This window comes from Neorhizobium phenanthreniclasticum (assembly GCF_040066075.1).
Taxonomy (GTDB): domain Bacteria; phylum Pseudomonadota; class Alphaproteobacteria; order Rhizobiales; family Rhizobiaceae; genus Neorhizobium; species Neorhizobium petrolearium.
Genome location: NZ_JBEAAL010000001.1, coordinates 305827 through 321578, shown reverse-complemented (window position 1 = coordinate 321578; position 15752 = coordinate 305827). Strand labels below are relative to the sequence as shown.

Here is a 15752-nt window from a genome sequence, read left to right as displayed (position 1 = left end):
CCGCCATGGATCATGCTGCGCTTTCCGCCCTGTTGAACCAGCTCATCTCCCATTGGGAGAGCGAGGTGGTCGAGTTCAAGCGCGGAAAGGACGGCTTTTCGAGCAGCGATCTTGGCAAATATGTTTCGGCACTTGCAAACGAGGCCAATCTCCGGGGCCGTGAACGGGCTTGGTTGGTGTTCGGTGTTGACGACAAGAAGCGCGACGTTGTCGGCACGTCCTACAAGGAAAACCCGACCCATCTTGAGGTTGACAAAAATTCCATTCTCAGTGGCACCGGCAGTTTCACAGTTCGTGAAATCTATGTGCTGAACCATCCGGACGGCCGGGTGGTTTTGTTCGAAATACCGCCGGCGCCGCGTGGCATGCCGATCAACTGGAACGGTCACTATTACGGTCGGGCAGGTGAGAGTCTCGTTGCCTTGGGTCAGGACAAGCTGGACGAGATCCGGGCACAGACTCTCGCAACCGATTGGACAGCGCAGCTTGTCGAGGGCGCGAGTATCGCGGACTTAGACGCCGAGGCGCTGAAGGTTGCGCGGCAACGTTTTGCCGCCAAACATGCCAACCGTTTCAAAGCTGAGGACATTGCTGGCTGGAGCGATGTAGCCTTCCTGGACCGAGCCAAGCTGACACAGAATGGCGCGATCACGCGTGCCACTCTTCTGTTGCTCGGCAGAGCAGAGTCTGCCTGGAGGCTCAGTCCGCATCCTGCCGAAATCACCTGGAAGCTTGAAGGCGAAGAGCGTGCCTACGAGCACTTCGGTCCGCCCTTCCTGCTGGCCACCTCCCAGATCTTCAGCCGTATTCGCAACATCCAACTGCGCTTGCTGCCGGAAAATGAGCTGCTTCCGCATGAGGTGGCGAAGTACGATCAGAGGGTCGTGCTCGAAGCGCTCCACAACTGCATAGCCCATCAGGATTACGCTCGCTCCGCCAGGATTGTTGTTACGGAGCGGCTGGATCGGCTTATCCTGGAGAATGAAGGGACCTTCTTTGAAGGGCAGCCGGATGATTATGTTTTGGGAGATCGGGTGCCTCGTCGGTATCGCAACCCCTTTCTGATCAATGCCATGACCGAACTGAACATGATCGATCACATGGGCTATGGCATTCAGGATATCTATCGCCGTCAGCGTGAGCGTTTTCTGCCCCTGCCTGACTATGATCTGACAGAACCGGAGGTGGTTCGCCTGACCATCCACGGCCGCGTTGTCGATGAGGCCTACAGCCAGTTGCTGATGCAGCAGACCCGACTGCCGCTTGCCGACGTCTTGGCTTTGGACCGGGTTCAGAAGCATTTGCCGATTACCGAAGACGCCGTACGGCATCTCAAGCAGGCGCGCTTAATCGAGGGGCGCAAACCCAACTTCTTCATATCAGCCAGGGTCGCCGACGCGACCTCGCAGAAAGCCCAATACATCAAGTCGCGGGCATTCGACGATTATCATTACGAAGAGTTGGTCGTCGGATATCTACGAGAGTTCGGACACGCTTCACGTAAGGAGCTGGATGACCTTCTGAGGAAAAAGCTGAGCGACGTGCTGAACGAAACGCAAAAGACGCATAAAATTGGTAATCTTTTGAGTGCCTTACGGAGGAAAGGGCGAATTCGTAATTTCGGTTCGACAGCATCTCCTGAGTGGCGTCTCGTGGAATAAAGAGCGAACATCCTACGAAAGCTCTACGAGAGCTACGAAAGAAATTTAAGAAAGCCGACGTTCTATGAAGCTCAAATTCAAGGTTCAGCCATACCAGACAAACGCCGTTGAGGCAGTCGTCGATTGCTTCGAAGGCCAGGTCAAATCCGACGCGCTCAGCTACCGGATCGATCCGGGTCGCAAGGCGCAGACGAGTGCTTTCGAAGAGGGCTTCAAGAATGCCGACTTCTCGATCAGCGAGGCGCAGATCTTTGAAAACATCCGTAAGGTTCAACGGCGTCAGAACCTGCCGCTGTCACAGTCGCTGACCGATTTCACCACGTTCAATACCCGTGGTGAACGCGTGGCCGCTGCCGCTTCATATAAGAAGGACGCGGTTGCGGCGACCCGTGTGCATCTCGACGTCGAGATGGAAACCGGCACGGGCAAGACCTACTGTTATATCAAGACCATCTTCGAGATGAACAAGCGCTATGGCTGGTCGAAGTTCATCATCATGGTGCCCTCGATCGCCATCCGCGAGGGCGTGGCCAAGTCGCTGCAGATTACCGCAGATCACTTCACCGAAGGATATGGCAAGAAGGCGCGGTTCTTCATCTACAACTCGAAGCGCTTGCATGAGCTGGAGAGTTTCTCGTCTGACGCCGGCATCAATGTGATGATCATCAACATTCAGGCGTTCAATGCTGCAACGAAGTCAAACGCAAGTGAGGAGGCCAGGCGGATCTTCCGTGAATTGGACGATTTCCAGTCACGTCGGCCAATCGACGTTATAGCCTCCAATCGGCCAGTTCTAATTCTAGACGAACCGCAAAAAATGGAAGGCGAGGCAACGCTGAAAGCACTCGTGGAGTTCAAGCCGCTGATGATCCTGCGATATTCGGCAACGCACAAGACGCAGCACAACCGCATCCACCGCCTCGACGCGCTCGACGCCTTTAACCAGAAGCTGGTGAAGAAGATCGCCGTACGCGGTATCCAGGCGCGCGGACTCGCAGGCACCAACGCCTACCTCTACCTCGAAGGGATCGAGATCTCAAAAAAGGCCCCTGTCGCCCGGATCGAGCTAGAGCTGAAGCTGGCGTCGGGCGAGATCAAGCGCCAGCTTCGGCGTGTGGAATTCAAGGACGACCTCTTCGCCCTTTCCGGCGATCTCGATCAGTATCGAGGCTTTACGGCCAGCCAAATCGACGCGGTGAGTGAAACGGTAGAATTCACGAACGGTGTCGTCCTCAAGGCGGGTGAGCCCAATGGCGACGTCTTGGAACGTGACATTCGCCGCATTCAGATCCGTGAGACGATCAAGGCGCATCTCGAAAAGGAGAAGCAGCTCTTTTCGCGCGGCATCAAGGTCCTGTCCTTGTTCTTCATCGACGAAGTGGCGAAATATCGAGACTACACGCAAGCTGACGAGCGCGGCGAGTATGCCCGTGTTTTCGAGGAGGAGTATGCGCTTCTCAAGGACGAATATCTGTCGGAGCTTGCCGTCGACAACGAGGCCTACCGTGGATATCTGGCCGGCATCCATCCCGCGAGGACCCACAACGGCTACTTCTCGATCGACAAGAAGACCAGCCGCCTCAAGGACCCGGACGTCGCCAAAACGGGGGACAACAAAGGGCAGTCAGAGGATCCGGATGCCTATGACCTCATCCTGAAGGACAAGGAGAGACTTCTCTCATTTGCAGAGCCGACTCGGTTCATCTTTTCCCACTCGGCGCTGCGCGAAGGCTGGGATAATCCGAACGTCTTCGTGATGTGCATGTTGAAACACAGCGACAACCAGATCTCGCGGCGCCAGGAGGTCGGTCGTGGTCTGCGTTTGAGCGTCGATCAAAACGGCGATCGCATGGACAATCCGGTCACCGTCCACGACATCAATGTGCTGACGGTTGTCGCCAGCGAGAGCTACAAGAATTTCGTGGAGGCGCTTCAGAAAGAAATGGTCGAAGCGCTGACCGCCCGACCGCGCCAGGCAAACGAAGAATATTTCAAGGGCAAGCTCATAGAAGCGGACGGCGCGTCGATCGAGGTGTCGTCCGACATGGCTGCGGGGATCGAGTTCTATCTGGTTCAAAGCGGATATGTCGATAGGCAGAAGAACATCACGGAGAAGTATCAAAGCGCCCGTGAAAACGGGACGCTGGCAGAACTGCCGGAAGATTTGAAGCCCTACTCCGACCAGATCGTGGGGCTGATTGACGGCGTCTTCAACGAACGACAGTTGCCGAAGATACAGGACGATCGCCGATCCAAGCGCAACCCGCTCAACGACAACTTCCACCGAAAGGAGTTCCAGGAGCTCTGGAGTCGTATCAACCAGAAGGCTGTCTATAGGGTCGAATTCGAGCCGTCGGAACTGATTCGCAAGAGCGTCAGCGCGCTCGACAGCCATCTGAGGGTGACGCCGCTGCAATATACGGTCACCGCTGGCATTCAACGCGATGGCTTGACCTATGACGCCGTCGGGGATGGCAAGAGTTTCCGCGAAAACGAGCAGGAGACCTACCAGGCCGAAACGGTCGTCTCACTCGTCAAGTACGATCTGTTGGCGAAGCTTGCAGAAGCGACGCAGCTTACCCGACAGACAATCGCGGAGATCCTGTCGGGGATTCAGCCGACCGTCTTCGGTCAATTCAAGCAGAACCCGGAGCACTTTATCAGCGAAGCGTCCCGCCTGATCATCGAGCAGAAGGCGACGATGGTCATCGAGCGCCTGACCTACGATGCTGTTGCCGAGCGCTACGAGTCTGACATCTTCACGGCCAGCCAGACCGTTCAGGACTTCTCCAGGGCTAGCGAGAAGCTGAAGAAGCACGTCTACGACTATGCAATCCTGGATTCCGATATTGAGCGGCGCTTCGTTGAGCAATTGGATACCAGCAATGAGATCGTCGTCTATGCCAAGCTTCCCAAGGGTTTCGCGATCCCAACGCCCGTGGGCGATTACAATCCGGACTGGGCAATCTCGTTCAAGGAAGGCTCCGTGAGGCACATCTATTTCGTGGCTGAGACCAAGGGCACCCTGTCATCCCTGAAATTGCGAGAATTCGAGACCACAAAGATCGAGTGCGCTCGACGGTTCTTCGAGGAGGTCGGCAGCAAGGTGACAACCCATAAAGTGAAGTATGATGTCGTCACAGATTATTCTCGGCTTATGGATGTGGTGAGGACCGCTTGAAAAGCGCCGCCCATCCCTCGCATAGGGCAAGTGAAGTATGATTCCGGACTACCAAACGCTCATGCTACCGGTCTTGCGAGCCGCTGCTGACGGTGAAACCCGAGTCGCGGACGTTGCAGAGCGGATAGCCGACAGCCTAGGGCTAACACCAGAGCAACGGGATGAGCTTCTGCCAAGTGGGCGCCAGCGTATTCTGCATAACCGAATTCACTGGGCCAAGTTTTACATGAGTAAGGCAGGCCTAATCGCGTCGCCTGCGCGTGGCCGTTTTATCGCGACTGACAAGGGCAAAGCACTCCTCGCTACCCAGCCTGAGCGGATCGACGTCGCCCTTTTGATGCGTGAGCCGCAATTCCGCGAGTTCTACAGGAACGAGGGCACCACCATTGACGAAGAAGGTGCCACCGCTGACACCGGCGCAGTAGTTCCTGCCAGCACGACCCCGGAAGAGCAGATCGACGCTGCCAACGCCGCATTATCGGCCTCCCTGCGTGACGAGCTTCTCGAACGAATCCTTTCTAACAGCCCAACCTTCTTCGAGCAGCTGATCGTCGATCTACTGGTGTCTATGGGGTACGGCGGCAGCCATAAAAACGCCGCGGCCCAACTCGGACGTACGGGTGATGGTGGAGTAGATGGGATCATAAACGAGGACCGACTGGGTTTAGACCGCATTTATGTGCAAGCGAAGCGTTACGCTCCCGGCAATCCGGTAGGCCGCCCTGACGTCAATGGCTTCGTCGGCAGCCTCGTCGGCCTTGGGGCCACCAAAGGTGTCTTCGTCACCACCTCGACTTTCAGCCAGCCTGCCCGCGACTACGTCAAGCACCTCGCACAGCGGGTCATTCTGATTGACGGCCATGAGCTGGCTGATCTAATGATTGAGCATGATGTTGGAGTGCGAGGTTACCGAACGATAGAGTTTAAGCGGCTAGACGAAGACTTCTTCAGCGAAGAATAGTCACGGTAATGGAGAGGATGGATTTCGTTGTTCTCTTGGTTAGCTCTATAAGGAAGCAAGTTTTTCCCGAAAAACATTGAGCCGATGAATGCGGATGATCGGCTAATGCGCTTATTTTCAAAGTTATTGGCGAAGCGACCGGAGCGAAGCCTAATAACTTGTCATACGAGAGCTTATCCGCATTTAGGCCTTATCCTACACACCCATCTCTCTCCTCACCTTCCTCTGAAGCCCAGCCAGCGCCCGCTCCACCATCCTCGTCAGCTCCTCGTAAGCGATCATCGTTCCGTACGCACCGGTGCCCGTCCTCATCTTTGCCGGCATCTTGGTTCTGTTTCTACGGTGTAGCCTCCTGATGGTCGGCATCTCGAAGGCGCGCAGCTGTTCCTTTGCGTCTTCGCGGATCTGCAGTCCCAGCACGCCGGCGTTCAGGAACCTCTCCCTTCTGTATTCTTCTATCTTCCGCTTGACTGCCGCTGATCCTGGCCGAGCACCTCCGGGTCGGACAATTGCGAAGGTCGGCTTCATGAACTGAAAGAAATCTTTCTGCAGGCGAGTAAAGGGCAGCGTATCGAGATCGATGAACTTCCGGAGCCCAATCTCTTGGCACCCGCTACGTCCAAGCGTGACCTCAATACGGATCCGTTTCTTGTCTTCCGGCAGTTCATCCCGAGTGCCCGCGGCAATGTTCTGTTTGTCGAGCCCCTTATTCTGGATGCGCCAGAATGCTCGAGGATCGTCTCGCTCACCAACATAATAGGTTGAGCCGTAGAGTGCCGGCCGGTCCAGGCCTGGCGTCATTCGGTCTCCAACGTCGAGGCTATCGTCGCCCTCGTTGCGGCCGATGGTGTAGTCTGTTTTCTTGATGCTACCTGGCGTGAACCGCGGCCACATCCGATTGCTCCTCAATACTTGGGTGGTCGGATAGAAGTGCCGGACCAGGACACCGTGCATCCGCGCGCGCGCTTCTTCACTCGGCGTGACCGGGTAGAAGTCGATGCTGATCTCGATCCCAGTGATGTGGGCGGGCGCCACGAACCCATACTGGCGCTCAATGTCCTTGAGCACCTCCCGGACAGCCTGAAAATCTGGCTCCTGAACACGAAGCCTGTATTTGGTCGCTGTATTTCCTACGGCGAGATCCAATGCCTCAGGGAATTCCTTCCGGCCCGTCAGCCTTTCAATTCGCTCATTAAGCTTCCAAAATTGCGTTCGTCGTGCCAGTTCGAGATGGATATCGATCCAATCGACCACAGCGCGGCACTGATAGGCTTCGAGGCCAATCTGAGGGATGAGAGTCGTCCGATTAACCAAGCGAGCCTGTGGGCTCCTGAGACTCTGCTCGATGTAAGTGAGGTTTACCGGGTCTTTGTAGCCCTTGTCCCGATAGAGGATGACCTGATGCATCAACGCGTTTCTCCGCGGTGGTCGCCTATGTGACTTCCCGGGCGTCGTTAAGCTGATTCCCTCCGGGGAAACAGGTTGGATATCCGCGCGAGGCACCTCGGTGCGTTCGCGACCTTCCGTCGTAACCCACTATTGTTGCCCGAAAGCCACAACTATCGACGCGCCTGCGTAGGCACCTCGCTATAACTGCAAACATAGAACGGAGACTGGACAGTCATGAGGCAGCAGATCGCATCAAGCCCCGAAGGAAGTTGCTCCCGCCAGGTGCGGCGGAATGGGTTGAACACGCAAGGTTTCCGGCATGGTGCCGGACCTTAGTGTCCAATAGGGATTATTGAAATGTCCGAACCTCTCGTTCCCAACATGAACTGCGCCAACTTCATCCTTCCTTATCCGGAAGAGATTGCGAAGAGGACGGGTTCATCAGGAATGATTTTCTCTATCCGGGAGCTTTATCTGCTTCTCGCTCGCCAGGTCGACGATACTGATCCGCAGGAGGCTGCTACGCTCAGGGAGATCGCCGACTATTACCCTGACGTAGACGGCGGGGAGCTCGTCGAGCGTGATAGCCGTGGTAACATGGTTGGTGACGCCAACGATTGGGATGAACTGACCGACGAGCAGAAGATCCATCGTGGAAACGCAAACGCCGCAATTGCCACGCTCGATTGGCTGCGCCACGAATTGGAAAAGGCCATCTACGATTACGATACTGACGACGACGTGACGCGCGTGCGTCGGGAGCTCAGCGAGATTTCACTTTAAGCGATCCTAAGCTGGCCGGCTTTAAGCCGGCCAGCTGCATAAGGAGGTAAGGCGCGGCACTTTTGATCCGGACAGATACTGCTTGCGCCCTCGGATGCTCCTCTGAATACCGGCGGAAATATAGTGGTCGATTTCGACAGGATGGTTGCCGGGCCCTTCATGTGTTCTGGCTGCCGGCGCTTTCAAGCTCCTGTCTGCTCCGACTGAGGCCAATCTGATCGGATCAGCCAATATGTTTTCGGCTTGGCCTGGTAAGGCGTTCCAGGAATGCGCAATCCGTTCCCGGCAAGTTTGGTTTCATACGTAGACGCTATCGGCGACTGTGCTGCGACGAACTGGTTTTCAGAACGAAATGCAAGCTGTTCAACGGAGCGTACAAGAAAAGTGACCTTTACATTTTTCGGAAAACTGCGAAAATCACCGTTTCTGTCAAGTTTTCGGAAGGTTTTGTCAAGGTCTCCCCCGGAAATGCAGGGTTTTTGATCTGTCGGACCTTTACACTTTTACCCCCATGAATAGCTGTTTTTGCCAATTTCACGCCTCTTACCTTTACATATGTAAAGGTCGGATCGATTGCATGTAAAGGTCCGCATGCAATCAAAGAGTGCGTCTGTTCGCCGGCTGAGGAGGATAGGATGCCCGGAGCTTGCCGACGCGGAAGGCATCCCCATCGCGCGAGGGCACTTTATCTAGGACTTCGTGTTTTTCACGTTGATGCTCATCGGCATCTCAAAAGCTACTTGTATTAAGTATTGATCGGACCGTGATAAAACTGTGGAAAAACTACTTAAGTAAATACTTACTTTCGTATCATTCGCCCGCATATCATAATATATAAACATCCTCTTTACTGGAGGGTAATATGGCGAAGTTCCCTTTGGCTGCCATCGAGCAGCACATCCGATACCATCATCCGGGTTGCCCCGATTTCGCTGTTTCATATTTTTCCAATGAAATCGCTCAGAAGGAATGGCTGGATGCTCCGTTGGGCCAGGCTGTCGGCATCACCATGCAGTCATTTCTCCGTCACGAGATGACAGACTACGACACGCTACTTCTGCATGGCATGGAACGCGCTGAGGCTCGCCGGCGCGTCCAGCCGCGGATCGACGCTATGTTAAAAATTTGGCGAAAGAAACCGAAAGCCCACAAGGGTAAGAAGGTGGGAGAGGTAGGCAATGTCTAACCCCGAGGCGCGCCTTGCGCTTGCTAAGCTGATAGCCGACCGGATAGTAGAGCTTGGTATTGAGCGCGGGGATTTCATGAGGGCGACGGGGTTCACCAAGGACTCTACGTTTACCTGCTACCTCCGGGGCTATTCCAACCTGTTGCTCTGGCAGGTCCCTTATGTGGCTCGCACCCTGCAGCTTGATGAACGGCGCCTGTTGATGATGTGTCTCGCGCAATCCCAAGACGCCTCAGTCCTGGCGATGTTCAAGCGGCATATACGCTCCCGACGGTAACCAGTTTAATCAATGCGATCAACGGGTTCTCGTTCAAGCTGACGGGAGTTCAGCTGCCCCAACGTTGGCTCGCTATAATTGAAGTATCGATGCAAGCGCAGGAGCGATCAATGACTGGCAGTACCATTAATCTCGTAGCATTCTTGCAGAAGCAGATCGCAGAGATGTCGGTTCCGGCCTCTTCGGAAAGCTATCTGGTAAGCCCGCTCTTCCAGCTGATCTTGCGGGGAGAGGCAAAGCTTCCCCTCGACCGGGTGGAGCAGGTGGCGCGCGCGATGGGCGTTGATATACAACTGCTTTTCCGCTTAGCCATGCGCCAGTTCTACGACGAAGAGTCTGTAAGCCTCTTCGAGCGGATGCTTCGCACGCCCGTGACCCATGAGGAACAGCAGTGGCTTGATGCAATTCGATCGGCAGCCGATGGGCCTGTCGCTGAGCCTAGCGGGATGGCCAGGCGTCTCCTTCGTGCCTTGGCAAATCCCTCCGCCTCGGAGTAGTCGCTTCTCAACCTGTGTAGGGCGGACGACCTATCTCTCGGATCACGGCCATTCCTCCTTTCCGTTCCAGACTACTCTACAGAACCCTGTTCCGGCGGGGTGCCCTCAGTGGCAGCCCAGGGTTCGAAATGTTCTTCCAACTGGATTTCCATGGCGATTGCCCTAAACTGTAACCGCATGTGCGAACTACGCGAGGTAAAGGAGCTATGGATTTCCTCGACGCTCACACGGCCATGGGCTTGGTGATCCTCGTGATGGCATTGGCACTTCTCGCCTACCAGAAGCTCAAACGCCACTACAAAAGGGACAAGCGGTAAGGGCGCGGGGAATTCGGACGTCTGCCGGCCCGGGCATGGTAGCCGACCATGCGCGATCCACTTGGTTCCCGCAAGCCTGGGATTGCTGACGTGTCTTTTTCGCGACAGGTTCCAGATAGGCGACGTGATGTTCCTCCTGAGCTGAGTCCCGCCCGTCGATCCCTAGGATAGCTGCCGTTCCCCGTCCCCGCTCCAGGCAGGTCCCGCCGCTTGTCGGAGGGATCAAAAACTTATCGCAGTCCTTTCTCCAAACCGAAATGGTAGGATTTGATGAATGCCTAGATCACTCGTTCCACGCGCGTCGCAGCACCCAGGAGATTATCTCACTTTATCGAGCTCCTTGACTTGAATGTGCGTCGATGGCCAGTAGCGAAGGCAGTTTTCAAGGCGTGGATTGGAACGAAAATGACGCTCGACATTCGGGGAAGCATAAAAAACACGAAGCTCAGCTCGAATCAGTACGTCATTTTCGAAGAACTCCTCTCCAATGCTATCGATGCTTATCTAATCCGCCGGCATACTGACGCCAAAGTGCCGAGCATGGCAATCGAAGTTGTGGTGGCCTTTTCGGCGGCGGATCTGCTGGACGATCGCGAGGTTATGTCGGTATCTTGCAAGGACAACGGTTGCGGTTTGGGCGACGATCAGATCAAGGCCTTCCTAACGAAGGATACCTCTTACAAGGATGATCTGCTCATTGCCGGCATCGGCAAGTGCAAGGGCTCAGGACGAGTTCAGTTTTTCCATCATTTCGCCGCGCTCTCAATCGACAGTTTTTACCGACAGGGGGACGCTGTCCTTAAGCGCGAGCTGCGTTATGTAGAGCCTACGAAACAGATCGACGTCGATGATTTTATCTCGGGACCGGGAGAGGAAAATGACATTGGCACTCTTATCCAACTCGACCGGTTTAAGGAGGCTGTTCGTCCACGGATCTCCCATGGCGAGCCGCTGAGCAGCCTCTTCTCGGCGCCCGTGCTACGCAAGCAGATGCTTGTCGCCTTTCTCCAACGGCTAGTTGGTCTCGGTGACCAGTTGGGTGATTTTGAAATCCGCTTTGTGAGCCGCCACTGGTTGCACAGCGATGAAACGGAGATCCTGCAGCGTTCCGACCTGCCCGTGGTTACCGCCGAACGTACGGTAGACGTTGAGGAGCGCGATCCCGCAACTGGCCGAGGACTAGGCAGCTTTCAGCAATTGAAGCTATCGCACTACCAACTTGACGCTAGCCTTTATGACTTGCCGCGAAACGCAATAGCCTTCTGCGCGAAATCCTCGCCAGTGAAAGATATCACCGCTCTGTATCTTCGCACACGCACCGAACAAAATAACCCCCTGGGCGGCTTCCACCATATCGTCCTTATCGAAGGCGACTATCTCGACAACCGCGTCAACGAGCAGCGCGACGATTTCGATAATATACCGGCTGAGATACCTAGCGGTGATCTCTTTTCCTTGGAGAAGATTTCCTACGGTGATATTTATCGCACGATCGACCCGGTGATCGAGGAAATGGTAACGCCCGCGGACTGGAATAAGGAAGAGTTGCTGAAGGAGGTCATAAACCAGTTCGGCATCAGCGAGGCTATGCTACAGGATACCTCGACGCGTATCGTCTATGGCGAGCCGGCCTACAAAGTTGCCGAGCGCGTGCTCAAAAAATACCAGGAACGGGTGCTCGACGAGACCGCTGAGATTTTCACGCTCAAGCAGGAGATCATGCAAGCCGAACCAGATTCAGACGAGTTCCGTAGCAAGATCAACGAACTGTCTTGGAAATACACCGCATCGCTCAAGAATTTCGACATGGCAACGCTCTCGCAGCTCGTCGTGCGCCGCGCAGCCATTGTCGAGATTCTCGATCTTGCCTGCGGCAAGCGGCTCGCTATGCAAAATGTTGCCGAAGGTGTCCGGCGTAAGGACGAGCAGATCATCCATAGCATCTTCTTTCCTATGCGTAAGGACAGCACCCGGGTTACCGATCATGACGTCTGGCTCCTCAGCGAGGATTATCAATATTACGATTATATCGCCTCGGACATGCCTTTGGCCGACATCAAGTGGAATGGTGACAAGGCTGTCTTTGAGAGCGACGTCGATGCCGCGATGCAAAATGTGCTTGCCAAGAGGGTAGCGGAGAACGGTGGCAAGCGCCCCGACATTGCGGTGTTCAGTAGGGAGGGCTCTGCGATCATTGTGGAATTTAAGGCACCTGGGGTCTCGACTGACGAACATATCGGTGATCTGTCGGAATATGCGCAGCTGCTAGCCGCGAAATCAGGTGGCAAACTTAAGAAATTCTACGGCTATCTTATCGGTAACGAGGTTAACACATTGCGTCTTAGTGGGAATTGGACGCCATTCCCAACAGGAAAGGGCTGGTTCCAGTCCAGCCCGTTGTTGGACCCCAACACCCGGCTTCCACTTGGTGAGACCTACTTCGAGATCCTGCATTTCAGTGATGTGATTGAACGCGCGAAGAAACGTATTCGGATCTATCAAGACAAGCTCAGGCTCGACCTCAGAAGCAACAGTTTCTGAATGCAGAATATTGCCGGTCGGCTCTCTAGGATTGACGTCCAAATGTGCTCTCGGACACCGGCCTCGGGAAGCTGGTGCTTTCTCGCCGAATTTTTAAACTCACTAAAAAAAATCAATCACTACAACTGATGGTAGATCATGAGGATCGGACGTAATAGCGTCCCCATGGGGAGGGAACGATATGGCTGTTACGAGTATTACTTTCGCATTCGATGAAAATGCGGATATCGAGACGAACCTTGGGAGATTTGAAACACATCTTTCGACCCTTGATGACATTGCAGGTGCCGCTCTGGCCGTGCATTTCGCAGCGCTTCGCAGCGAAAACGTCGATCAGCCGGGCGTCTGGAATGCGTTGGCGGAAGCTCTTGAGCCAAAGGAAGCCTCGATCGACGACTCCGCAGCACCTCCGGCCAATCCATCGCCGGCATCGCCGCTGCCACACGCCACGTCTGCAGCCGTCCCCATAGCGTCAGGTTGGCTGCTGGAGGGCGTCAGCATTGAAGGGTTTCGAGGTGTTAACAACCAAGGTAATCCTCTCGAGCTGAGGTTCTTTGCGGACAGGATCAATAGCATTTCAGCACAGAATGGCGTCGGCAAATCTTCGATCTACGACGCCATTCGCTATGCGATATCCGGCCGCTTGCCGTGGCTCGAGGACCTACCGGCCGGCGAACGGGGCGCTGATTACTACGTCAATCGGTTCAACAAATCCGGACGGGCCATCATCAAGCTGCGCCTGGTCGAAGAAAGCAGCGGCCAAAAATGCGAAATCACGGTAACTCTTGACGCCGTGGGCAGCCGTACGACCTCGGCGCCAGCACCATGGAATGCCGACGATATACTACGCTCGCTTGACCGGGAGTTTGTTCTCCTCGACGGACCGACATTCCAGGACTTCATAACGGCAAAGCCACTCGATCGCGGTCGGACTTTCGCAGGCCTTCTCGGACTGTCAGAATATAGTCGGTTCAGGCAGGCACTTGCGGGGCTCTCCAACACGCGGGCCTTCAACAATCATTTCGAAACCACGCTACATGCTCAAAAGAAAGCGCATGAGCTGAAAAGCGGCCAGGATGCCTCAGAAGCCTTTCATCGCGACTATGTAATCCTCACCGGCGAAGAGTGGAAGAGCATGGCGTCGGAAGTGGCACTTGATAACTGCCACAAAGCCTTGAGTCAGATCGCGATCATCGCTTCCCATTGCGACGGCAAAGAGTTCGCCGGGATTGACATCGACGCCTGTATCGAGGCCGTGAAAGCGGCCGAGGGCGGGCCGAAGCGCGAGCGCCTGAGTGCTTGCATTCGCGAACGGAAGGAGTTGGCCCAAGTCAATCTGGAGGCGCCGCATATTGATCGCGCCGAGGCCCTGGTCGAGCGCGCACAGATCCGCGAGGATGCTGCCGGCAAAACAGCGGGGCAGGTAATGCTGCAGCTCTTTCAGGCCGGCGCAAAAGCATTGGAACTCCCGGAATGGTCCGCGTCGGATCTTTGCCCGCTCTGCGATACTAAGGTGCCCCATAATCTGCAGGCCCATGTCAGCGCAAAGCTGGCCAATTTCACGACCCTGGATGAAGCCACCCGTTCGCTCGCAGTCGAGTGGAGCGCGGCAGGTTGGACCGACCTTGTGGGTCTCGAAGCCAAACTGGAAACGACGGTCGCTAATCGACTCATTGCGAAGCTAGGCCCGAAAGCTCAGCGCGGCATGATATCCGTTGATGAGGCGAAAGGCCTGGTCGAATGGCTGAAACAACTTCGGCAACGCGCCGGCGAGTGCGACCAGCTGCTCCAGGAGGAGCAGACGGGTTTGGAAAAAGAGCTTCCGCAGTCTGCGGTCGAGGTCACGAAAAAGATCGAAGCCGGGCGCCGGCTGCAAGAAAGCTTGTCAAAATGGACGTCCGCGAGAGATGCCTTGGAAGTCGAGAAGACTTGGGAGCAAAAGACCAAACGTCTGAAGACCTTTCTTGACCGAGCTCATTCGGATTTCTCCGCTGCCGAGACCGCCATCAGCAAGGCCCGCCTGACAGCTGTGGAGCCGGTCTTCCAGAAAAACTACGCTGACCTGGCATTTTTTGGCGTCACCCCCGCCGTATCGAAAAAGACTTCCGGGGAGGATCTCCATATCCACCTCGCCGAATTCCATGGCCTCACGGACCTATCGCCCCAAGCCATACTATCGGAGAGCTTCCGGAACGCATTCGCAATCTCGCTCTACCTAGCCGCCGCCTCCCTATACGGCGGCATGCCCAAATTCCTCATCCTCGACGACATCACGTCCAGCCTGGATGCGGGCCATCAGTATTTCCTTGTGGAACTGCTGCGCACCAAATTCGCGCGTCCTGGCAACCCGGCTGGGCTGCAGGTCATACTGCTGAGCCATGACACGATGTTGGAGAAGCTGTTCAATCGCCACGTCAGCACGGGCTCATGGTGGCATCAACGGTTAGAGGGGGCCCCTCAGGTAGCTGTACTGCCTCAGGCGGGAGCCGTTAACAAAGTAAAGGACCACACACTGAGCATGCTGCTGGCCGGTCAGGTCGAATCGGCCAAAGAGGGCGTGCGCCAATATCTCGAATACCGCCTTAGCGACTTGATTTCGAAACTCCGGATACCGGTGCCGATCGACCTGGCGTTTAACGAGAATAAGCAGCTTGCAGGTGACTTCCTGAACGCAATTGAGGCGGCGGTGAAGCTGCATAAGGCAGCGAACACGCTGGTCTTGGAGCCTGCGCAGGAAGCGGGTCTCAACTCGAACATGGCGACGATTGTAGGTAACTACCTGAGTCACTGGGGAACAGGCCAGGCCTTGGCCTTCTCGGCACCCGCGCTCCAGGGTGTGATGGCAGCTATCGATGCCTTTTGTGACTGCTTCACCTTCGTTCCCGCGTCGGGAACGGCTCCAAAATACTATAAGTCTCTAAGTCAGAGGCTTTAGAGCGAGCAGTATGGGCTGTGCGGA

Annotated in this window: 9 protein-coding genes; 8 read left to right on the top strand and 1 reads right to left on the bottom strand. The window is 55.4% G+C overall.

Annotation, left to right across the window (positions count from 1 at the left end; all coding sequences use genetic code 11):
- Positions 1–5: 5 nt before the first annotated feature.
- The 3 genes from ABK249_RS01515 (at position 6) to ABK249_RS01505 (ending at position 5803) form a co-directional block, all read left to right on the top strand.
- Positions 6–1661, top strand: coding sequence for an RNA-binding domain-containing protein (locus tag ABK249_RS01515; RefSeq protein WP_348862011.1), 1656 nt, complete (start codon positions 6–8; stop codon positions 1659–1661).
- Between the two features lie 64 nt (positions 1662–1725).
- Positions 1726–4842: a type III restriction-modification system endonuclease gene (locus tag ABK249_RS01510; protein WP_348862010.1), complete on the top strand. Its 3117-nt coding sequence runs from the start codon at positions 1726–1728 to the stop codon at positions 4840–4842.
- 37 nt (positions 4843–4879) lie between these two features.
- Positions 4880–5803 carry a restriction endonuclease gene (locus ABK249_RS01505; RefSeq protein WP_348862009.1) on the top strand — a complete coding sequence of 308 codons (924 nt, stop codon included), beginning with the start codon at positions 4880–4882 and terminating at the stop codon, positions 5801–5803.
- A gap of 195 nt (positions 5804–5998) precedes the next feature.
- On the opposite strand, the gene ABK249_RS01500 is transcribed toward ABK249_RS01505, so the two are convergent.
- The gene (locus ABK249_RS01500; RefSeq protein WP_348862007.1) at positions 5999–7210 is read right to left on the bottom strand and encodes a hypothetical protein; all 1212 of its coding nucleotides are present in this window, start codon (positions 7208–7210) and stop codon (positions 5999–6001) included.
- A gap of 339 nt (positions 7211–7549) precedes the next feature.
- On the opposite strand from ABK249_RS01500, the gene ABK249_RS01495 reads away from it, so the two are divergent.
- From ABK249_RS01495 to ABK249_RS01475, 5 genes are all read left to right on the top strand, one after another.
- Positions 7550–7975 carry a hypothetical protein gene (locus tag ABK249_RS01495; protein WP_348862005.1) on the top strand — a complete coding sequence of 142 codons (426 nt, stop codon included), beginning with the start codon at positions 7550–7552 and terminating at the stop codon, positions 7973–7975.
- Positions 7976–8837: 862 nt separating this feature from the next.
- Positions 8838–9161 (top strand): DUF2293 domain-containing protein, encoded by a 324-nt coding sequence (locus ABK249_RS01490; protein ID WP_348862003.1) that lies wholly within the window; start codon positions 8838–8840, stop codon positions 9159–9161.
- A 387-nt stretch (positions 9162–9548) separates the two neighbouring features.
- The gene (locus ABK249_RS01485) at positions 9549–9935 is read left to right on the top strand and encodes a hypothetical protein (protein ID WP_348862002.1); all 387 of its coding nucleotides are present in this window, start codon (positions 9549–9551) and stop codon (positions 9933–9935) included.
- A 722-nt stretch (positions 9936–10657) separates the two neighbouring features.
- A complete protein-coding gene (locus ABK249_RS01480) occupies positions 10658–12793 on the top strand; it encodes a hypothetical protein (protein WP_348862001.1) in 2136 nt (711 codons plus the stop codon).
- Positions 12794–12974: 181 nt separating this feature from the next.
- A complete protein-coding gene (locus tag ABK249_RS01475; RefSeq protein ID WP_348862000.1) occupies positions 12975–15728 on the top strand; it encodes an ATP-binding protein in 2754 nt (917 codons plus the stop codon).
- Positions 15729–15752: the final 24 nt, after the last annotated feature.

Bases quoted from the DNA above. Each gene is read 5' to 3' on its own strand.
- ABK249_RS01495 (WP_348862005.1), top strand. From the start codon at position 7,550: ATGTCCGAACCTCTCGTTCCCAACATGAACTGCGCCAACTTCATCCTT.
- ABK249_RS01500 (WP_348862007.1), bottom strand. From the start codon at position 7,210: ATGCATCAGGTCATCCTCTATCGGGACAAGGGCTACAAAGACCCGGTA.
- ABK249_RS01510 (WP_348862010.1), top strand. From the start codon at position 1,726: ATGAAGCTCAAATTCAAGGTTCAGCCATACCAGACAAACGCCGTTGAG.
- ABK249_RS01505 (WP_348862009.1), top strand. From the start codon at position 4,880: ATGATTCCGGACTACCAAACGCTCATGCTACCGGTCTTGCGAGCCGCT.
- ABK249_RS01475 (WP_348862000.1), top strand. From the start codon at position 12,975: ATGGCTGTTACGAGTATTACTTTCGCATTCGATGAAAATGCGGATATC.
- ABK249_RS01485 (WP_348862002.1), top strand. From the start codon at position 9,549: ATGACTGGCAGTACCATTAATCTCGTAGCATTCTTGCAGAAGCAGATC.
- ABK249_RS01490 (WP_348862003.1), top strand. From the start codon at position 8,838: ATGGCGAAGTTCCCTTTGGCTGCCATCGAGCAGCACATCCGATACCAT.
- ABK249_RS01515 (WP_348862011.1), top strand. From the start codon at position 6: ATGGATCATGCTGCGCTTTCCGCCCTGTTGAACCAGCTCATCTCCCAT.
- ABK249_RS01480 (WP_348862001.1), top strand. From the start codon at position 10,658: ATGACGCTCGACATTCGGGGAAGCATAAAAAACACGAAGCTCAGCTCG.